Below are 19,464 nucleotides of genomic sequence, written 5' to 3' on the forward strand. Positions count from 1 at the left end.
GCGGCCGGCAGGGCGTCCCGGCCGTCGGCGACGCGCGCTTCATGGCGCCGGCATGGCGGCCCGGCCAGTCGCCCCGCTGGCCCTTGGCCGCATTGACAAGCCCGCGACCCCGTCCTTACCTCCAAGGGATGGCCGCTGACTTTGGCCATGGCGACAAGAAGGGGAAGCACTCCATGAGCTTGCGAATCTCCGGCAAGAATCTCGACGTTGGCGAGGCCCTGCGCGGCCAGGCCGAGGCTCGGGTGGCCGCAGCCCTCGGCAAATATTACGAGGGCGGCTTCCAGGGCCATGTGACCGTCGGCAAGGACGGCAGTGCCTTCAGGACCGACGGCGTGCTGCATCTTTCGTCGGGAATCACGCTCGAGGCTTCGGCCACCGCCCACGACGCCTATGCCAGCCTCGACAAGATGGCGGAGCGTATCGAGAAGCGCTTGCGCCGCTACAAGCGCCGCCTCAAGGACCGCTCCGCTGCCCAGAACGGCCGCGAAAGCCTCGAAATCCCCAGCTATGTGATCGCGGCCCCGGACGAGGATACCGAGGAGCCGGAGCGCGACGCCGCCGGCGAAAACCCGGTGATCGTGGCCGAATCGACCCGCTCCCTGCTGCGGATGACGGTCAGCGACGCCGTCGCCGAGCTCGATCTGACGGGCTCTCCGGTGATCGTCTTCAGACATGCTGGCAATGACAGGGTGAACGTCGTATATCGCCGCGGTGACGGCAATATCGGCTGGATCGATCCGCCGGCTTCCCTCTCGTGAAGTCCCGCCGCCTTGCGCAGCTGGTTCCGGGCAGGCCGACCCTCGGCTCTGCCCGGTTTCCGGCATGGGACGTGCATGGACAGGTCTATGACGCTAACCGATCTTCTCCGGCCGGACGCGGTGATCTCGCCGCTGCGGGCCAACAGTAAGAAGCAGGCGCTCCAGGAGCTGGCGCAGCACGCGGCGGTCCTGACCGGGCTGCCCGAGCGCGACCTTTACGAGGCGCTGATGCAGCGCGAGCGCCTCGGCTCCACCGGCATCGGCGACGGCATCGCCATCCCGCACGGGCGCGTCGCCGGCTCCGACAAGCTGGTTGGCCTGTTCGCGCGCACCGAGAAGCCGCTCGACTTCGAGGCGCTCGACGGCCAGCCCGTCGACATCCTCTTCGTGCTGATCGCGCCGGAAGGCGCGGGCGCCGACCATCTCAAGGCGCTGGCGCGCGTCGCCCGCGTCCTGCGCGATCCCGCGGTGCAGGAGCAGGTGCGTCAGGCGCACGATCCCGCCGCGATCTACGCCATCCTCTCCGATATCGCCGCCCAGGCCGCCTGAGGCGCCGGGCGCGCACCGCCTTTGAATCATTTCAATCCGGGCTTGGAGGGCTTGTCCCGAAGGGCTATGACGCGGCCAGACGTTCAGGGCGCCGCGTTTCGCGTGGACGGCGCCGACATCGCCGGAGCCGCACCGATGGCCTATGCCCATGTCGACCTCTTCCCCCTTGGCGAGGACGAGACCCCCTACCGCTCGCTCGGCAGCGAGGGCGTCGCGGTCGAGACCGTCGGCGGCCGCGAGATCCTGACGGTGTCGCGCGAGGCGATCCGCCGGCTCTCCGAGCAGGCCTTCATCGACATCAACCATCTGCTGCGCCCGGGCCATCTCGCGCAGCTCGCCAGGATCCTCGACGATCCCGAGGCGACCGCCAACGACCGCTTCGTCGCCTACGACCTCCTGAAGAACGCCAACATCGCCGCCGGCGGCGTGCTGCCGATGTGCCAGGACACCGGCACCGCGATCATCATGGGCAAGAAGGGCGCCAGGGTCTGGACCGAGGGCGGCGACGAGGCCGCGCTGGGCGAGGGGGTCTACGACGCCTATCGCAAGCGCAACCTGCGCTACTCCCAGGTCGCGCCGCTCTCCATGTTCGAGGAGAAGAACACCGCGACCAACCTGCCGGCGCAGATCGAGATCTATGCCGAGGGCGAGGACGCCTACAAGTTCCTCTTCGTCGCCAAGGGCGGTGGCTCGGCCAACAAGACCTTCCTGTTCCAGGCGACGCCCTCTCTGCTGACGAAGGACCGGATGATGGCCTTCCTCAAGGAGAAGATCCTGACCCTGGGGACGTCGGCCTGCCCGCCCTATCATCTCGCCATCGTCATCGGCGGCACCTCGGCCGAGCAGAACCTCAAGGCGGTCAAGCTCGCCTCGACCCGCTATCTCGACGCGCTGCCGACGCAGGGTTCCGAAGCCGGCCACGCCTTCCGCGACCTGGAGATGGAGGCGGAGGTCCACAAGCTGACCCAGGCGCTCGGCGTCGGCGCGCAGTTCGGCGGCAAGTATTTCTGCCATGACGTGCGGGTGATCCGCCTGCCGCGCCACGGCGCCTCGCTGCCGATCGGGCTCGGCGTCTCCTGCTCGGCCGACCGCCAGGCCAAGGGCAAGATCACCAAGGACGGCATCTTCCTCGAGGCGCTGGAGACCGACCCGTCGACCTACCTGCCCGAGATCGACGAGGCCAAGCTCGGTGGCGATGTCGTGAAGATCGACCTCGATCGGCCGATGAGCGAGATCCTGGCGACGCTCTCGCGCCACCCGGTCAAGACGCGGCTCTCGCTCACCGGCACCATCATCGTCGCGCGCGACGCCGCCCACGCCAAGATCCGCGAGCGGCTGGAGCGCGGCGAGGGCATGCCGGACTATTTCAAGAACCACCCGGTCTACTATGCCGGCCCGGCCAAGACGCCGGACGGCATGGCGTCCGGCTCGTTCGGGCCGACCACGGCCGGCCGCATGGATTCCTTCGTCGACCAGTTCCAGTCCTTCGGCGGCTCGATGGTGATGCTGGCCAAGGGCAACCGCTCCGCGGCGGTGCGCGAGGCCTGTGCGAAGCATGGCGGCTTCTATCTCGGTTCGATCGGCGGGCCGGCGGCGCGTCTGGCCCAGGATTGCATCCGCAAGGTCGAGGTGCTCGAATATCCCGAGCTCGGCATGGAGGCGGTCTGGCGCATCGAGGTCGAGGATTTCCCCGCCTTCATCGTCATCGACGACAAGGGCAACGACTTCTTCAAGGAGCTCAATCTCGGATGATCGCCCGCGCCGTCCTCGCCGCCTGCTTGGCGCTGTCCGGCCTCTGGCTGGCGGCGGAGCCCGTGCGCGCCCAGGGCCGGCCGCTGCCGGCGACCTGCGCGCGCGACCTCTTCCAGAACGAGGCGGCGATGCGCCAGCGCCAGCACCGGATGCAGGCGGTGGCGAGCGCCGACCAGGCGACGCAATGTGCCGCCTGGCGCGACCATGTCGGCTTCCTGCAGAAGGCGCGTTCGGTCTTCGCGACCTGCCAGAGCGGCCGCGAGCGCGAGCAGAACGTCGCCGAGATGGACCAGTCGCTGGCGGATTATCGCGCGTTGCTGGCCAATCGCTGCGGCAAGCGCTGACGCCCTCCGCGCGATCGCGCCGCCGCGCGCGGCCACGCCCCCTTCCGAGAAAGGCCCGCCATGACCGACCAGACCGAAGGCCCGCTCGGCATCGCCGTCGTGCCGGTGACGCCCTTCCAGCAGAACTGCTCGATCGTCTGGTGCACGCGCACGAAGCAGGCGGTGGTGGTCGATCCGGGCGGCGACGTGGCGCGCATCCGCGAGGCGTTGGGGCAGCTCGGGCTCACCCCGACCGCGATCTGGCTGACGCATGGCCATCTCGACCATGCCGGCGGCGCCGCCGAACTCGCCGAGGCGCTTGCCGTGCCGGTCGTCGGCCCGCACGAGGCCGACCGCTTCCTGCTCGACGAGCTGCCGAGCTCGGGCCTGCGCTTCGATATCCGCGACATGCGCGCGGTCACGCCCGATCGCTGGCTGGTCGAGGGCGACACGGTCCAGGTCGGCGACGCGGTGTTCTCGGTGCTGCACGTGCCGGGGCACACGCCCGGCCACGTCACCTTCTTCCAGAAGGATCTGCGCTTCCTGCTGGCCGGCGACACCGTCTTCGCCGGCTCGGTCGGGCGCACCGATTTTCCCTATGGCAGCCACGAGACGCTGATCGAGGGGGTCCGCACCAAGCTCCTGCCGCTCGGCGACGAGGTGCAGTTCCTGCCCGGCCACGGCCCGGCGAGCACGCTCGGCGAGGAGCGTCGCAACAATCCCTTCCTGCAGGGCTGAGCGGCAGCGCTGGTTCTGTGGGTTTGGAAGGCGACGGGGCATTGCTGCGCGCCGGTCGCGAGAGGCCGTGACGGGGGCCTGAAAATGCCAACGGCCATGTCCGTGAGGGGCGCGCGTACATCCGGCGTCGCCGACCTTACGAAACCATGGCCGTCTCCCGCGACGGAGGGCGCTCTGAGGCTCCCTCGACATCGCGATGAGGCCGATATGGTCATGGGGCGGCCGGCTTTCAAGGGCCGCCGCCGGCCGCGGTTGCCGGCGCCGGGCGCCGTGCCATAGTGGCCGCCATGTGGGCGATTCTCGAAGGTTACTGGCCGCATCTTCTGGCCGCGGCGACGCTGATCCTGTCGACGGCGGCCGCGATCCACGCGGTGATGACCAAGGACGAGGTGCGCGCCGCGCTCGGCTGGGTCGGCGTCATCCTGCTCTCGCCGCTGCTCGGGCCGCTGATCTACGCCATCGCCGGTATCAACCGGATGCGCCGCGCCTCGATCATCTCGCAGCGGCGCACCGATCTCGGGCCGCGCGCCACCGGCGATCCCTTCGGCGTGACCGACGATTTCGTCGGCGAGGTCTTCGGCCGCCGCTTCGTCGGCCTGCGCACGCTGGGCGACAGGGTGGCGCGGCGCCGGCTCAGCGCCGGCAACGGCATCGCCACGCTGCGGACCGGCGACGAGGCCTATGCGGCGATGATCGCGGCGATTGAGGCCGCGCATCGCTGCATCATCCTGGAAAGCTACATCTTCGACCGCGATCCGGTCGGCCTGCGCATCGCCGATGGGCTGATCGCGGCGGCGTCGCGCGGCGTCGCGGTCCGGGTGCTGATCGATGCGGTCGGCGCCCGCTATTCGGTGCCGAGCATCGTCGGCCATCTGCGCCGGGGCGGCATCGCGGTCGACGTGTTCAACGGCAACATCGTCATGGGGCTGCGGCTGCCCTATGCCAATCTGCGCACCCACCGCAAGCTGCTGGTGGTGGACGGCCGGGTCGCCTTCGCCGGCGGCATGAACATTCGCCAGGGCTTCACCGCCGAGTTCGCCGGCGAGGCCATGGCGCGCGACACGCATTTCCGCATCACCGGCCCGGTGGTTGCCGATCTCTTCGCGGTCGCGGCCGAGGACTGGCGCTTCGCCTCGGGCGAGGCGCTGGAGGGTGATCTCTGGCGCGCCGTGCCGGCCGGCCCCGCCCCGGCGGAGGAGGACGGTTCGCACCGCGGCGTGCTGATGCGTGCCGTCGCCTCCGGCCCCGATTCCAGCCTCGAGACCAATCACCGCATGCTGATCGGCGCGTTTTCGGTGGCGCGCGAGACGATCCGCATCATGTCGCCCTATTTCCTGCCGGATCGCGAGCTGATCAGCGCGCTGGTCACCGCCTCGCGGCGCGGCGTGGCGATCGACATCGTGGTGCCCGACGTCAACAATCTCGTGCTGGTCGACCGGGCGATGCGGGCGCAGTTCGACCAGGTGCTCAAGGATGGCTGCCGGGTCTGGCGGGCCGGCGGCGCCTTCGACCATTCCAAGCTGATCGCGGTCGACGGCGCCTGGGCCTACGCCGGCTCGTCCAATATCGACCCGCGCTCGCTGCGGCTGAACTTCGAGATCGACCTGGAAGTGCTCGACCACGCCTTCGCGCGCGACATCGAGGAGCGGGTGGACGCGGCGATCGCCCGCGCCCGCCCGGTAACCCTGGCCGAGCTCAGGGCCAAACCCTTCCCGATCCGCCTGCTCGACCGCACGCTCTGGCTGTTCTCGCCCTATCTGTAGGGGGCGGGGACAGAGCACGACCGCCGTCATTCCGGGGCGGGCCGAAGGCCCGAGCCCGGAACCCATGAACACGGCCTGTCCAGGACCTGTCTCGGATCGGCCGCGCCTTCCCGTTGATCCTCGTGTTCATGGGTTCCGGGCTCATCGCTCCGCGATGCCCCGGAATGACGGGGCGTTTCGCGGCAGGACGGTGCGGTCGCCGGTACGCCGCCGCTTCCGCGACCCGGCGCTGCCGCCTGCGCACGCGCTCCGGACGACGCAAGCGCTCGCGGTCACCGCACTTCCGGCGACGCAAGCGCTCCCGGTCACCGCGCTCCACCCCACAGACTAAAACGGGCCCGCGCGGGGCCCGTTGCGTCTCGATCGTCAGGCGCCTGTGGCGTCAGTCCTTGGCGCGTTCGACATAGGAGCCGTCGGCCGTCATCACGACGACGCGGGTGCCGACGCCGATATGCGGGGGCACCGCGCTGCGCACGCCATTGGAGAGGATGGCGGGCTTGTAGGAGGAGGAGGCCGTCTGGCCCTTGGTGACCGGCTCGGTCTCGACCACCTCGAGCGTGACGCGCTGCGGCAGCTCGATCGCCACGGCGCGGTCGTCGAAGATCGACAGCGTCACCTTCATGTTCTCGAGCAGATAGGGAGCGGCATCGCCGATCACGTCGGCGTCGACCGGGATCTGGTCGTAGCTCTCCGGGTTCATGAAGACGTACTGCTCGCCGTCCTGGTAGAGATAGGTGAAGTCGCGGTCCTCGACATAGGCGCGCTCGACCTGCTCGGTCGTCTTGTAGCGATGCGAGACCTTCACCGAGTCCGAGATGCGGCGCATGTCGATCTGGGTCGTCGGCGTGCCCTTGCCGGGGAAGAAGCTCTCTGCCGACAGCACCGTGCAGAGCTGGCCGTCGATCTCGAGGACGTTGCCCTTGCGGACGGAGGAGGCGATGACCTTGACCACGTGGAAATCCTTGCTGGTGCGCGACGGGCGCGCACGTTATGTCGTTCTCGTCGCCCGCGCACTACCGCATTTGCGCGCGAAACGGAAGCTGCCGGCAGGTTTTCGCGAGGATCGATGAGGCAAGCCCCCCCGCCGTTCTGGCGGCCGGACGTCCATGCCGACCGCCGCCCGGCCCTGCTGGCGCGCGGTCGCGTCAGGGCGGCGCTGCGGCGCTGGTTCGAGGCGCGCGACTTCGTCGAGGTCGAGGGCGCGATCCTGCAGCGCTCGCCCGGCAACGAGACGCATCTGCACGGCTTCGCCACCACGCTCGTCGATGATGCCGGCGTCGATCACCCCTATTACCTGCACACCTCGCCGGAATTCGCCGCCAAGAAGCTGCTGGCCGCCGGCGAGCGCCGCATCTTCGATTTCGCCCGCGTCTTCCGCAATCGCGAGCGCACGGCGCTGCACCATCCCGAGTTCACCATGCTGGAATGGTACCGGGTCGGCGAGCCCTACAGCGTGCTGATGGAGGATTGCGCCGCGCTGCTGGCCGAGGCGGCGCGTGCCGCCGGCGTCGCCGTGCTGCGCTGGCGCGGCCACGAGGTCGATCCCTTCGCCGAGCCGGAGCGCCTGACCCTGGCCGAGGCCTTCGCCCACCATGCCGGCATCGACCTGATGGCGACGATCGCGCCCGACGGGACGACCGATCGCGACGGGCTCGCCGCCGCGGCGCGCGGCGCCGGCATCCGGCTGGCGCAGGATGACAGCTGGTCCGACATCTTCAGCCGCGTCCTGTCGGAGACGATCGAGCCGATGCTCGGCCGCGGTCGCGCCACCATTCTCTGCGAATACCCGGTCTCGGAAGCGGCGCTCGCCCGGCCCAAGCCCGGCGACCCGCGCGTCGCCGAGCGCTTCGAGCTCTATGCCTGCGGCGTCGAACTCGCCAACGCCTTCGGCGAATTGACCGATGCGGCCGAGCAGCGCCGGCGCTTCGAGGCGGACATGGACGAGAAGCAGCGCATCTACGGCGAACGCTACCCGATCGACGAGGATTTCCTCGCCGCGCTCGCGACCATGCCCGAGTCCGCCGGCATCGCGCTCGGCTTCGACCGGCTGGTGATGCTCTGCACCGGGGCGCGCCGCATCGACGACGTGCTCTGGACGCCGGTGGCAGCGCCGCAGGACGGGCCGCGATGAGCGCGCGCGTCTCGGTCTTCCCCGTGCGGCCGGCCGCCGAGGCGGAAGGCGCCTCGCTGCGTAACGTCGACGCGCTGGTCGAGCGCGGGCTGGTCGCGGCCGAAGCCCGCGCACCGCTCGACGCGGTGGCGCGCCGCTACGCCGTCTCGCTGACGCCTGCGGTCGCGGCGCTGATCGATCCGTCCGATCCCGCCGACCCAATGGCGCGCCAGTTCGTGCCCGATGCGGCCGAACTGGTCACCGCGCCCGAGGAACTGGCCGATCCGATCGGCGACGCGGCGCATTCCCCAGTCGAGGGCGTGGTGCACCGCTATCCCGACCGGGCGCTGCTCAAGCTCGTCCATGCCTGCCCGGTCTATTGCCGCTTCTGCTTCCGCCGCGAGATGGTCGGGCCGGGCGGCGATGCGCTCACCGGCGAGAAGCTCGACGCCGCCTTCGCCTATCTCGCCGCCCGCAAGGAGATCTGGGAGGTCGTCATGACCGGCGGCGACCCGCTGATCCTCTCGGCGCGGCGGGTGCGCGAGATCACGGCCCGGCTGGCCGGGCTCGACCATGTGAAGGTGACGCGCTGGCATACGCGGGTGCCGATGGTGCAGCCCGAGCGCATCACCGCCGATTATGCACGCGCGCTGCTGGTGCCGGGCAAGGCGAGCTATCTCGCGGTCCACGCCAACCATCCGCGCGAATTCACCCCGGCCGCCCGCGCGGCGCTGGCCCGGCTCGCCGATGCCGGCCATGTCCTGATCAGCCAGAGCGTGCTGCTCAAGGGCGTCAACGCCGATGTCGCGACATTGTCGGCGCTGATGCGCGCCTTCGTCGAGAACCGGGTGAAGCCCTATTACCTCCACCATCCCGACCTCGCGCCGGGCACCGGCCATTTCCGGCTCTCGCTCGCCGAGGGGCAGGCGCTGGTGAAGAGCCTGCGCGGTCATCTGTCCGGCCTGTGCCAGCCGACCTATATCCTCGACATCCCCGGCGGCGCCGGCAAGATCCCGGTCGGCCCCGCCTTCCTCTCCGGCTGCGAGACGCCGGGGTCCGGCGGCGTCGCCGAGGATCGCGACGGCCGCCTCCACGCCTATCCGCCGGCCTGAGCGGCCGTCGACTGCCGCGAAGGAGCGGACCCGATGCTCACACCCTCCACCCCGGAGAAGCTGGCGATCGCCATCGTCTCGGACCTCGCCTGCCCGTGGTGCTTCATCGGCAAGGCCCGGCTCGAGACGGCGCTGGAGCGCCTCGGCCTGAGCGAGCGCGTCGCCATCACCTGGCTGCCCTACGAGCTCAACCCCGAGATGCCCGAAGACGGCATGGACCGCACCGCCTATCTCGACGCCAAGTTTGGCGCCGGCAAGCGCCGCGAGATTGAGCTGCGCCTGTCGGAGGCGGCGCTGGAAAGCGGCGTCACCTTCAACTGGTCGGCGGTGACGAAGAGCGTCAACACCCGCCTCGCCCATATGCTGGTCGCGGCTGCCGCCACGGTGCAGCGCGCCGGAGAGATGACGGCCGCCCTCTTCGCCGCCTATTGGCGCGACGGGCGCGATATCGGCGATCTCGACACGCTCGTCGCCATCGCGGTGGAGCTCGGCTTCGACGAGCAGGCGGTGCGCGACGAGCTCGCCAATGACGAGCTGCGCGACACGGTGATCGGGCTGGAGGATCACGCCCGCAAGGTCGGCGTCACCGGCGTGCCCTTCTTCATCGTCGACGGCCGCCTCGCCGTCTCGGGCGCCCAGCCCCCCGAGGTCTGGAGCCAGGTCTTCGCGCAGGTGGCGGCCGAGCGGCGCGGCTGAGCCCTCCGGCTTGCATCGGGCGGCGCTCCTGTGTCATCGCCCGGGGCGAGCAGGAGAGAGCAGCATGGCCCGCAAGACCGAACTCAAGGACCGCATGATCGTCGCGCTCGACGTGCCGACGATCTGGGACGCCTATCGCATCGTCGGCGCGCTCGGCGACGAGGCCGGCTTCTACAAGATCGGCTACCGCCTCGCCTTCGCCGGCGGGCTCGACCTCGCCCGCCAGCTGGTGGCCGAGGGCAAGAAGGTCTTCCTCGACCTCAAGCTGCACGACATCGGCAACACGGTGACCGAGGGCGTCGACTCGCTGACCCGGCTCGGCGTCACCTTCCTCACCGTCCACGCCTATCCGCAGACCATGCGCGGCGCGGTCACCGGCCGCGGGGAGGCGGCGATGCGCCTGCTCGCGGTCACGGCGCTGACCTCCTATGACGACGGCGATCTGAAGGATGCCGGCTACGGGCTGGCGGTGCGCGACCTGGTGCGCATGCGCGCCGAACAGGCGCGGGTGGCGGGCGTCGACGGCATCGTCTGCTCGGCGGCGGAGACGCAGCTGGTGCGCGACGTGATCGGCTCCGACATGGTGATCGTCACCCCCGGCATCCGCCCGGCGGGCAGCGCCGCCGGCGACCAGAAGCGCACGCTGACGCCGGCCGAGGCGATCCGCGCCGGGGCCGACCATCTCGTCATCGGCCGCCCGATCATCCGCGCCGCCGATCCGCGCGCCGCGGCCGCCGCGATCATGGACGAGATCGCCTCCGCCGCCTAATCTCCGGCCGCCACGAAACGGAGATTCCGGCGAATGCCCAAGGGATATGTGATCGGTCGCGCCAAGGTGACCAATGCCACGCAGTGGGCGGCCTATGCGGCCCGTTCCTCCGAGGTGATGAAGCAGTTCGGCGGCACGCCGATCGTCCGCGGCGGCCAGATGACCGTCGGCGAGGGCGAGGGCCGCGCCCGCAACATCGTCATCGAGTTCCCCGACTTCGCCTCGGCTAAGGCCTATGTCGCCTCGGCGGAGTACAACGAGGCGCGCAAGCTGCGCGAGGGGGCCGGCGAGATCGACCTCGTCGCCGTCGAAGGGGTCTGAGCGTGGCCAAGGGTTACTGGATCGCGCGCGTCGACGTGCAGAACGAGGCGGAATACGCCGCCTATCGGTCGCTGAACGCGATCGCCTTCGCCAAATACGGCGCGAAGTTCGTCGTGCGCGGCGGCGAGTACAAGCTCGCCCGCGGCGAGGGCCGCAAGCACAACGTCGTGCTCGAGTTCAAGGACATCGAGACCGCCCGCGCCTGCTACGAATCGCCGGAATACCAGGCGGCGGTGCAGCATCTCGCCAAGGTCGGCCCGACGGACCTCGTGATCATCGAGGGCTATGAGGGCGCGCAGCCGGGCGACTGAGGTCGCCGGCCGGCCATCCGTCCGGGGCTCGCGCGCGGCGCCTGCCCCGGACGCTCGGGCGCGCGGCGCGGATGCGCCGCCCGCTCAGCTCTCGAACAGCGTGCGGTAGCGTGCCGGCTGCGAGCGCAGATACTGCTTCGGCGCCTTGACTGTCGCACCGAGATGGGCGGCGGCGTGCCAGGGCCAGCGCGGGTCGAACAGGATGCCGCGGGCCAGCGCCACCATGTCGGCATCGCCGCCGGCGACCACCGCCTCGGCATGCTCGTAATCGGTGATCAGCCCGACCGCCATGGTCGGCACGCCGGTCGCCTGCTTCACCGCCCGCGCCAGCGGCACCTGGTAGCCCGGCGCCAGCGCGATTCTCTGCGCCGCCGAGAGCCCACCGCTCGAGACGTGCATGAAGTCGACGCCGCGTGCCTTCAGCGCTTCCGCGAAGGCGACCGTCTGCTCGCTGTCCCAGCCGCCCTCGACCCAGTCCGTGCCGGAGACGCGCACGCCCACCGGCAGCCCGGCCGGCGTCGCCGCGCGCACCGCCTCGAAGACCTCGAGCGGGAAGCGCATGCGGTTCTCCAGCGTGCCGCCATAGGCGTCGTCGCGCTGATTGGAGAGCGGCGAGAGGAACTGGTGCAGCAGGTAGCCATGGGCGGCGTGGATCTCGATCGCCTGCAGGCCGATGCGGGCGGCGCGCCGCGCCGCGGCCGCGAAGGCCTCGCGGATGCGGGCGAGGCCGGCTGCGTCGAGCGCCAGCGGCAGGCGGTCCTCCTGCTGCATCGGCAGGGGCGAGGGCGCCACCGTCTCCCAGCCGCGCTCGCCCAGCGGATACTGGCCGCCGCCGAGCCAGGGCGCCCGCACCGAGGCCTTGCGGCCGGCATGGCCGAGCTGCACGCCGATCGGCATGTCGGAATGGCGGCGTACCGTCTCGAGCACGCGCGCCAGCGCCGTCTCGTTGACGTCGCTCCACAGGCCGAGATCGTCCGGGCTGATCCGCCCCTCGGGCTCGACCGCGGTCGCTTCCAGGATCAGCAGCCCGGCGCCGGAGAGCGCCAGATTGCCGAGATGGAGGGTGTGCCAGTCGGTCGCGTCGCCGTCGACGGCCGAATACTGGCACATCGGCGCGATCACCACGCGGTTGGGCAAGGTGAGGCCGCCGAGATCGATCGGGCGGAAGAGCTGGCTCGCCATGGTGGATTCGGGCTCCCGGAATGCGGTGTCTGTCGTCAGGATGAGGGCGGGGCGAAGGCTAGCCCGAGATCGCCCAGATCGCGAAGGGGTAGGTCAGCGCCGCCAGCGCCGTCGAGATCACGATCGCGACGGCGATCGGCCGGCTGCCGGTCTCGAAGCGCTCGGAGATGATGAAGACGTTGGCGGCGATCGGCACCGCCGCATAGAGCACGCCGGCCTGCACCCAGAGCGGATCGAGCCGCAGCAGCACCGCCAGCACGAACCAGGTCAGCAGCGGATGCAGGATCAGCTTGCCGGCGACCAGCGGCATGACGATGCGCCATTGCAGGTCGCCGCTGCGGGCCCAGAGGAAGGCGGCGATGCCGAGCGCGAAGATGCCGACCGGCGCTGCCGAGGAGCCGAGGAAGAGCAGGAAGCGGTCGACCGGCTCGGGCAGGACGAGGCCGCTCAGCGACAGCGCCAGCCCGCCCAGGATCGAGAGCATGAACGGGTTGACGAGGGTGCCGCGCACCAGCCGCAGCCCGATGCGCCAGGGCGAGCCGCCGCCGCGCCCGGCCTCGATCAGCCCGATCGAGAGCGGCACGATCAGCGCGGTGTCGACGATCAGCGCGATCACGATCGGCGCCGCGGCCCGGTCGCCCATGAAGGCGAGCATCAGCGGCACGCCGAGGAAGGTGAAGTTGCCGCCGACCAGGCATTGCGACCGCGACACCGCGGTCGGGAAGGGCAGGCCGGCGAGGCGCCGGAAGAGCAGGATGCCGCAGGCCAGCACCGCGACGCCGAGCAGCGCCATCGCCGCGAAGAACAGGCCGTTCCACAGGGCGGCGACCGGTTCGCGCGACATCACCCGCAGCACCATGGCGGGCGCCGCGATCAGGAAGGCGTAGGCGTTGAGCACCCTGACCGTATCGAGGCTGAACATCCCGCGCCAGGCGCTGAAGGCGCCCAGCCCGATCACGGCGAAGAAGGGAGTACTGACGGCGAGCTTTTCCCGTTGGGGGGGGGCGGGGGGCCGGCTGGGGGCCCCGCCGCCCTCCTTCGCGGCGGGCGCCCGCCGCGCGCCCCCCCGCCGGCGCATGCGCCGGCGGCGTCCGTGGATGGGGCGGCAGCATGCGGGCGGGTCGGTCCGCCGCGCGGCTCAGCGCGCCAGGAAGCCGCCGTCGACCGGCAGGGTGTGGCCAGTGACCATGCCGGAGGCCGGGCTGGCGAGATAGAGGAAGGCGCCGGCGACCTCCTCGACCTCGGCGAGGCGGCCCATGGGGGTCGCCGCCTCGACCTCCTGCTGCAGGCCCGGCCGCTCGAGCAGCTGCGCGGTCAGCCCGGTGCGCACGAACCAGGGCGCGACCGCGTTGACCCGGATGCCGCCCTGCGCCCACTCCACCGCGAGCGCGCGGGTCATGTTGACGATGGCGCCCTTGGTGGTCTGGTAGGGCGCGTTGGGATAGAGCCCGCCCGACAGACCCATCACCGAGGCGGTGTTGACGATGCGCCCGCCGCCGGCCGGCAGCATGTGGCGCGCCGCCGCCCGGGCGCAGAGGAACATGCCGGTCATGTTGACCGAGACGACGCTGTTCCAGTCGGCCGCCGAGATCTCCAGCGTCGGGCGCCGGATCGCGATGCCGGCATTGTTGATCAGCACGTCGAGCCGGCCATGGCGCTTGACCACGTCGTCGAAGAAGGCGTCGACCGCGGCCTCGTCGGTGACGTCGAGCGAGGGCTCGGAGCTGCGGTCGGCGATCACCACCGTGGCGCCGGCCTCGGTCAGCGCCTCGGCGACCGCGGCGCCGATGCCGCTGGCGCCGCCGGTGACGATGGCGACTTCTCCGTCGAGCCGGAAACGATCGAGAATGCTCATGGGCGCTGGTCCGTCATGCGGGGTCGGGAAGGCTCGGAAGGGCGCGCCGGCCCGCGGCCGCCTCGCCCCGCCGCCCGCGCGGGTTCCGCTCGGGCAGCGCGCGTCTGTCGCGCATATCGGCGGGCGAGTCGACCCGGTGCCGGCGCGGCGGCCATGCGGCCGCGGCGCCGTTGCACTGCGATAGGCTCTTGATGCGGCGCATGCCGGCGGGCCAAATAGCGCAAGGCCGCCGCCCACGACCGGCCGGCGGCGCCAGCGAAGGATACCGGAACGATGCTGCCCAGACGTCTCGTCGCGGTCCTGCTGGCCCTGCCGGTCCTCGCCTGGCCGGCCCTGGCCCCCCAGGTGCAGGCCCAGTCGCGTATCAAGGCGCTGATCGAGCGGCTGCGCGGCGACAGCATGCCGGCCGGGGTGATCAAGTCGAACGGGCGCATCGAGGCCACCCAGATCGACGTCGCCTCGAAATATGCCGGGCGCCTCGCCGAGGTGAAGGTCAAGGAGGGCGACGAGGTCACCGCCGGGCAGGTCATCGCCCGCGTCGCCTCGCCGGAATACGAGGCGCAATTGCGCGCCGCCCAGGCGCAGGTGCTGCGCGCCCGCCAGTCCCAGGCCGAGGCCGAGGCGCTGATCGCGCAGCGGCGCAGCGACCAGATCTTCGCCCGCACCGAGGTCGAGCGCGGCAAGGAGCTGGTGGCCAAGGGCTATCTCAGCAAACAGGTCTACGACCAGCGCGTGGCGCGCGCCGATGCCGCCGACGCGGCGCTCAGGGCGGCCGAGGCCCAGCGCGAGCAGGCGCAGTTCGCCATCCGCGCCTCCGAGGCCGATGCCGAGCAGATCAAGGCGATCCTGGTCGATCTCTCGCTGGTGGCGCCGCGCAGCGGCCGCGTGCAGTACCAGCTCGCCCGCACCGGCGAGGTCGTGGCCGCCGGCGCGCGCGTCATCACCATCCTCGACCTCTCGGACGTCTACATGACCATCTATCTCCCGGCCGCCGAGGCCGGGAAGCTGGCGCTCGGCGACGAGGCGCGCATCATCCTCGATCCCGTGCCGCAATTCGTCATCCCGGCGACGATCGGCTTCGTCGCTGCCGACGCGCAGTTCACGCCCAAGGCGGTCGAGACCGCCGAGGAGCGCGAGAAGCTGGTCTTCCGGGTCAAGCTGCAGCTCGACCAGCAGTTGCTGGCGAAGTACCACCGCCAGGTGAAGACCGGCGTGCGCGGGCTCGGCTTCGTGCGCACCGGCGCCGACATCGCCTGGCCCGACAGCCTGGGCGTGAAGCTGCCATGACGCAGGCGGCGCCGGTCGCAAGCCTCGCCGGGGTCTCCCACCGCTATGGTCGCAGCGTCGCGCTCGACGCGCTCGATCTCGACATCCCCGGCGGGCAGATGGTCGGCGTCATCGGCCCCGACGGCGTCGGCAAGTCGACGCTGCTGGCGCTGGTGGCCGGCGTGCGCGCCGTGCAGCAGGGCAGCGTCCGGGTGCTCGGTGGCGACATGGCCTCGGCCTCCGACCGGGCCGCGCGGCGCGGCCGCGTCGCCTACATGCCGCAGGGGCTCGGCCGCAACCTCTATCCGACGCTGAGCGTCTTCGAGAACATCGACTTTCACGCCAGGCTCTTCGGGCAGGACGCGGCAGAGCGCCGCCGGCGCATCACCGAATTGCTGACCGCGACCGGGCTCGACCCGTTCGAGGACCGGCCGGCGGCCAAGCTCTCTGGCGGCATGAAGCAGAAGCTCAGCCTGTGCTGCGCGCTGATCCACGATCCCGACCTGCTGGTGCTGGACGAGCCGACCACCGGCGTCGACCCGCTGTCGCGCGGCCAGTTCTGGGACCTGATCGACCGCATCCGCGCGCGCCGCCCCGGCATGAGCGTCGTCGTCGCCACCGCCTATATGGAGGAGGCCGAGCGCTTCGACTGGCTGGTCGCCATGGACGAGGCGCGCGCCATCGCCACCGGCACCGCCGCCGAATTGCGCGCGCGCACGGGCGAAGCCACGCTCGACGACGCCTTCGTCGCGCTGCTGCCCGAGGCCAAGCGCGCCCAGCACCACAAGGTCACGGTGCGGCCGCGTACCGAGAGCGATGACGCCACGCCTGCGATCGAGGCGGAGGGGCTGACCCGCAGCTTCGGCGATTTCGTCGCGGTCGACCATGTCAGCTTCCGCATCGGGCGCGGCGAGATCTTCGGCTTCCTCGGCTCGAACGGCTGCGGCAAGTCGACGACGATGAAGATGCTGACCGGCCTGCTGCCGGCGAGCAGCGGCACCGCCAAGCTCTTCGGCCAGCCGCTCGCCGCCGATGACATGGAGACCAGGCGCCATGTCGGCTACATGTCGCAGGCCTTCTCGCTCTATGGCGAGCTGACGGTGCGCCAGAACCTGCGCCTGCATGCCGGGCTCTACCATCTGCCGGCCGAGGAGATCCCGGGGCGGATCGACGAGCTCCTGACGCGCTTCGACCTCGCCGACGTCGCCGACGAGCGGCCCGAGAGCCTGCCGCTCGGCATCCGCCAGCGCCTCCAGCTCGCGGTGGCGGTGCTGCACCGGCCCTCCATGCTGATCCTCGACGAGCCGACCTCGGGCGTCGATCCGGTGGCGCGCGACGCCTTCTGGCGCATCCTGATCGATCTCTCGCGCGACGACGGCGTCACCATCTTCCTCTCGACCCATTTCATGAACGAGGCGGAGCGCTGCGACCGCATCTCCTTCATGCATGCCGGCAAGGTGCTGGCGGTCGGCACGCCCCAGGAACTGACCGCGGCGCGCGGCAGCGCCACGCTGGAGGAGGCTTTCGTCTCCTATCTCGCCGAGGCCGCCGGCATCGCGCCCGGGGCGCCGGAGCCGGATGCGCCTGCCGTGTCGGCCGAGGCCGGGCCGGAGGTGCCGCGCCTTTTCGATCCGCGCCGGCTCTGGGCCTGCGCCCGCCGCGAGGCGATGGAGCTTTTGCGCGATCCGATCCGGCTCTCCTTCGCCTTCCTGGCGCCGGTGCTGCTGATGCTGGCCTTCGGCTTCGGAATCTCCTTCGACGTCGAGAAGCTGCGCTTCGCCGCCTTCGACCAGGACAATTCGCCGGAGAGCCGGCAACTCGTCGAGAGCTTCTCCTCCTCGCGCTATTTCGACGAGCGCGCGCCGATCCGCTCGGTCGAGGAGCTCGACGCCAGGCTGCGTAGCGGCGAGCTGCAGCTCACCCTCGAGATTCCGCCCGGCTTCGGGCGCGACCTGCTCTCGGCCCGCCGGCCGCAGGTCTCGGTGACGCTGGACGGCGCCATGCCCTTCCGCGCCGAGACGACCCGCGGCTACGTCACCGGGCTCGCGACGCAATATGCCCGCGACAGCCTCGCCGCGAAGGCGCCGTCGAGCCATGTCGCCGCGCCGGTCTCGATCGAGACGCGCTTCCGCTACAACCAGGCCTTCAAAAGCGCCAACGCCATGGTGCCCAGCGTCATCATGCTGATGCTGATCCTGATCCCGGCGATCATGTCGGCGATCGCGGTGGTGCGCGAGAAGGAGACCGGCTCGATCGCCAATTTCCGCTCGACGCCGATCAGCCGCTTCGAGTTCCTGCTCGGCAAGCAGCTGCCTTACATCGCGGTGGCCATGGTCTCCTTCGTGCTGCTGCTGATCATCGCCCGGCTGGTCTTCGACGTGCCGGTCAAGGGCTCGGCCTGGGTGCTGGCGCTGGCGACGCTGCTCTACGTCGCCGGCACCACCGGCTTCGGCCAATTGATCTCAAGCTTCACCCGCACCCAGGTCTCGGCGGTGTTCGCCACGGCGATCCTCTCGATCATCCCGGCGATCAACTTCTCGGGGCTGATGGTGCCGGTCGCCTCGCTCTCCGGCGGCGGGCGGATCATCGGCCTGTCGTTACCGCCGGCCTGGTACCAGCCGGTCAGCGTCGGCACCTTCACCAAGGCGCTGGGCTTCGCCGAGCTCTGGCCGAATCTCCTGGTGCTCGGCGGCTTCTTCCTGCTCTTCCTCGTCGTGGCGCAACTGGCGCTGCGCAAGCAGGAGGCCTGAGCGTGAAGGGTCTCCGCCTGCACCTGTCGAACATCGCCCAGCTCGTGGTGAAGGAGCTGCGCAGCATCCGGGCCGACCCGATGATGCTGCTGCTCGTGGTCTACGCCTTCTCGATCGCGGTCTACACGGTGGCCAGCGGCGTCAAGCTCGAGGCGCGCGACCTGACCATCGCCATCGTCGACGAGGACCAGTCGGAGTTCTCGCGCGGGCTGACCGGCGTGTTCGGCCCGCCGCTCTTCAAGACGGTCAAGCGCATCGCGGCCTCGCAGATGGACGCCGAGCTCGATTCCGGCCGCTCTGTCTTCGTGCTCGAGGTGCCGCCGAATTTCGAGGCCGACATCCGGCGGGGCCGGCCCGCCTCGCTGCAGCTCAGCATCGACGCCACCGCGATGACCCAGGCCGGCAACGGCTCGGTCTATATCCAGCAGATCCTGACGCAGGAGGTTTCCCGGCTCTCCGCCCGCGGCGAGGGCGCCGCCGCGACGCCGATCGACCTGGTGATCCGGGCGCGCTTCAACCCGAACCTCGATTCGGGCTGGTTCAGCTCGGTGATGCAGATTCTCAACAACATCACCCTGCTCACCATCATCCTCACCGGCGCGGCCCTGATCCGCGAGCGCGAGCAGGGCACGGTCGAGCACCTGCTGGTGATGCCGGTGACGCCGGTCGAGATCATGCTGGCGAAGATGACGGCGAACGCGCTGGTCATCCTGGTCGCGGCGGTGCTCTCGCTCGTCTTCGTGGTCGAGGGCTGGCTCGGCGTGCCGGTGGCGGGCTCGCTGACCCTCTTCGTCGCGGGCGCGGCGATCTACGCCTTCGCGGTCGCGGCGCTCGGCATCATGCTCGGCACGCTGGCGACGACGATGGGCCAGTTCGGCCTGCTGGCGATCCCGGTCTTCGTGGTGATGCAGCTGCTCTCGGGCGGCACCACGCCGATGGAGAGCATGCCGGTCTGGCTGCAGTGGACGATGCGGACGCTGAGCCCGACGCCGCATTTCGTCGCCTTCGCCCAGGGCGTGCTCTATCGCGGCGCCGGGCTCGGCGTGGTCTGGCCGCAGCTCGTCTTCGTGGTGGTGATCGGCGCCGCCTATTTCGCCGTGGCGCTGCGCCGCTTCAGGAAGGTGATCTTCTCCTGAGGCGCGCAAACGCGGCGACGCGTCGGAACGGTCGCTGGCGGAGATGATGCTGGCGGGCGCGATGTCGGGAGGC

The 19,464-nt window shown here is 70.6% G+C and carries 20 protein-coding genes; 16 read left to right on the plus strand and 4 right to left on the minus strand.

Translation table 11 applies throughout. The annotated features are described in order from the left end of the window. The first annotated feature begins 173 nt into the window (after nucleotides 1–173). The 6 genes from hpf to ABE438_RS15275 all read left to right on the plus strand — a co-directional run bounded on the left by hpf (nucleotide 174) and on the right by ABE438_RS15275 (nucleotide 5,883). Nucleotides 174–758 (plus strand): ribosome hibernation-promoting factor, HPF/YfiA family, encoded by a 585-nt coding sequence (gene hpf, locus ABE438_RS15250; RefSeq protein WP_346503601.1) that lies wholly within the window; start codon nucleotides 174–176, stop codon nucleotides 756–758. An 87-nt stretch (nucleotides 759–845) separates the two neighbouring features. Continuing rightward, nucleotides 846–1,307 (plus strand): PTS IIA-like nitrogen regulatory protein PtsN, encoded by a 462-nt coding sequence (gene ptsN / locus ABE438_RS15255; protein ID WP_346503498.1) that lies wholly within the window; start codon nucleotides 846–848, stop codon nucleotides 1,305–1,307. 135 nt (nucleotides 1,308–1,442) lie between these two features. Then, nucleotides 1,443–3,059, plus strand: a complete 1,617-nt coding sequence (locus tag ABE438_RS15260) for a fumarate hydratase (RefSeq protein ID WP_346503499.1) — start codon at nucleotides 1,443–1,445, stop codon at nucleotides 3,057–3,059. Beyond that, complete coding sequence (locus ABE438_RS15265; protein WP_346503500.1) at nucleotides 3,056–3,403, plus strand: hypothetical protein; 348 nt, start codon at nucleotides 3,056–3,058, stop codon at nucleotides 3,401–3,403. Before ABE438_RS15260 ends, ABE438_RS15265 begins: the two co-directional genes overlap by 4 nt. Nucleotides 3,404–3,463: 60 nt before the next feature. After that, nucleotides 3,464–4,120: an MBL fold metallo-hydrolase gene (locus ABE438_RS15270; protein ID WP_346503501.1), complete on the plus strand. Its 657-nt coding sequence runs from the start codon at nucleotides 3,464–3,466 to the stop codon at nucleotides 4,118–4,120. Between the two features lie 287 nt (nucleotides 4,121–4,407). Next, a complete protein-coding gene (locus ABE438_RS15275; protein WP_346503502.1) occupies nucleotides 4,408–5,883 on the plus strand; it encodes a phospholipase D-like domain-containing protein in 1,476 nt (491 codons plus the stop codon). A 382-nt stretch (nucleotides 5,884–6,265) separates the two neighbouring features. Here the strand turns inward: ABE438_RS15275 and efp are convergent, their stop codons facing one another. Further along, nucleotides 6,266–6,835 (minus strand): elongation factor P, encoded by a 570-nt coding sequence (gene efp / locus ABE438_RS15280; protein WP_346503503.1) that lies wholly within the window; start codon nucleotides 6,833–6,835, stop codon nucleotides 6,266–6,268. On the opposite strand from efp, the gene ABE438_RS15285 reads away from it, so the two are divergent. The 7 genes from ABE438_RS15285 to ABE438_RS15315 all read left to right on the plus strand — a co-directional run bounded on the left by ABE438_RS15285 (nucleotide 6,822) and on the right by ABE438_RS15315 (nucleotide 11,202). Further along, nucleotides 6,822–6,953, plus strand: a complete 132-nt coding sequence (locus tag ABE438_RS15285; RefSeq protein ID WP_346503504.1) for a hypothetical protein — start codon at nucleotides 6,822–6,824, stop codon at nucleotides 6,951–6,953. The genes efp and ABE438_RS15285 overlap by 14 nt on opposite strands. Further along, complete coding sequence (gene epmA / locus ABE438_RS15290; RefSeq protein ID WP_346503505.1) at nucleotides 6,950–8,014, plus strand: EF-P lysine aminoacylase EpmA; 1,065 nt, start codon at nucleotides 6,950–6,952, stop codon at nucleotides 8,012–8,014. Before ABE438_RS15285 ends, epmA begins: the two co-directional genes overlap by 4 nt. Then, nucleotides 8,011–9,105: a lysine-2,3-aminomutase-like protein gene (locus tag ABE438_RS15295; protein ID WP_346503506.1), complete on the plus strand. Its 1,095-nt coding sequence runs from the start codon at nucleotides 8,011–8,013 to the stop codon at nucleotides 9,103–9,105. The genes epmA and ABE438_RS15295 overlap by 4 nt, the downstream gene beginning before the upstream one ends. A gap of 33 nt (nucleotides 9,106–9,138) precedes the next feature. Then, entirely contained in the window at nucleotides 9,139–9,801 is a 663-nt protein-coding gene (locus tag ABE438_RS15300; RefSeq protein ID WP_346503507.1) for a DsbA family oxidoreductase, read from the plus strand. A gap of 64 nt (nucleotides 9,802–9,865) precedes the next feature. Continuing rightward, nucleotides 9,866–10,570, plus strand: coding sequence for an orotidine-5'-phosphate decarboxylase (gene pyrF / locus ABE438_RS15305; RefSeq protein WP_346503508.1), 705 nt, complete (start codon nucleotides 9,866–9,868; stop codon nucleotides 10,568–10,570). A gap of 33 nt (nucleotides 10,571–10,603) precedes the next feature. After that, nucleotides 10,604–10,891 (plus strand): DUF1330 domain-containing protein, encoded by a 288-nt coding sequence (locus ABE438_RS15310; protein ID WP_346503509.1) that lies wholly within the window; start codon nucleotides 10,604–10,606, stop codon nucleotides 10,889–10,891. Between the two features lie 2 nt (nucleotides 10,892–10,893). Then, entirely contained in the window at nucleotides 10,894–11,202 is a 309-nt protein-coding gene (locus ABE438_RS15315) for a DUF1330 domain-containing protein (RefSeq protein ID WP_346503510.1), read from the plus strand. An 84-nt stretch (nucleotides 11,203–11,286) separates the two neighbouring features. Here the strand turns inward: ABE438_RS15315 and ABE438_RS15320 are convergent, their stop codons facing one another. Genes ABE438_RS15320 through ABE438_RS15330 form a run of 3 tightly spaced genes read right to left on the minus strand, consistent with a single transcriptional unit; the run spans nucleotide 11,287 to nucleotide 14,239 of the window. Next, complete coding sequence (locus ABE438_RS15320; RefSeq protein WP_346503511.1) at nucleotides 11,287–12,384, minus strand: NADH:flavin oxidoreductase/NADH oxidase; 1,098 nt, start codon at nucleotides 12,382–12,384, stop codon at nucleotides 11,287–11,289. Nucleotides 12,385–12,442: 58 nt separating this feature from the next. After that, nucleotides 12,443–13,462: an AEC family transporter gene (locus ABE438_RS15325; protein WP_346503512.1), complete on the minus strand. Its 1,020-nt coding sequence runs from the start codon at nucleotides 13,460–13,462 to the stop codon at nucleotides 12,443–12,445. A gap of 60 nt (nucleotides 13,463–13,522) precedes the next feature. Then, complete coding sequence (locus ABE438_RS15330; RefSeq protein WP_346503513.1) at nucleotides 13,523–14,239, minus strand: SDR family NAD(P)-dependent oxidoreductase; 717 nt, start codon at nucleotides 14,237–14,239, stop codon at nucleotides 13,523–13,525. A 273-nt stretch (nucleotides 14,240–14,512) separates the two neighbouring features. Here ABE438_RS15330 and ABE438_RS15335 point away from each other — a divergent pair, with 273 nt between their 5' ends. Genes ABE438_RS15335 through ABE438_RS15345 form a run of 3 tightly spaced genes read left to right on the plus strand, consistent with a single transcriptional unit; the run spans nucleotide 14,513 to nucleotide 19,391 of the window. Beyond that, nucleotides 14,513–15,526 carry an HlyD family secretion protein gene (locus ABE438_RS15335; protein ID WP_346503514.1) on the plus strand — a complete coding sequence of 338 codons (1,014 nt, stop codon included), beginning with the start codon at nucleotides 14,513–14,515 and terminating at the stop codon, nucleotides 15,524–15,526. Then, nucleotides 15,523–18,255: a ribosome-associated ATPase/putative transporter RbbA gene (gene rbbA, locus ABE438_RS15340; protein ID WP_346503515.1), complete on the plus strand. Its 2,733-nt coding sequence runs from the start codon at nucleotides 15,523–15,525 to the stop codon at nucleotides 18,253–18,255. The genes ABE438_RS15335 and rbbA overlap by 4 nt, the downstream gene beginning before the upstream one ends. Beyond that, complete coding sequence (locus ABE438_RS15345) at nucleotides 18,252–19,391, plus strand: ABC transporter permease (protein ID WP_346503602.1); 1,140 nt, start codon at nucleotides 18,252–18,254, stop codon at nucleotides 19,389–19,391. The genes rbbA and ABE438_RS15345 overlap by 4 nt, the downstream gene beginning before the upstream one ends. The last annotated feature ends 73 nt before the right edge of the window (nucleotides 19,392–19,464 follow it).

The organism is Allobosea sp. TWI1241, from assembly GCF_039673065.1.
In the GTDB taxonomy this organism is placed as follows: domain Bacteria; phylum Pseudomonadota; class Alphaproteobacteria; order Rhizobiales; family Beijerinckiaceae; genus Allobosea.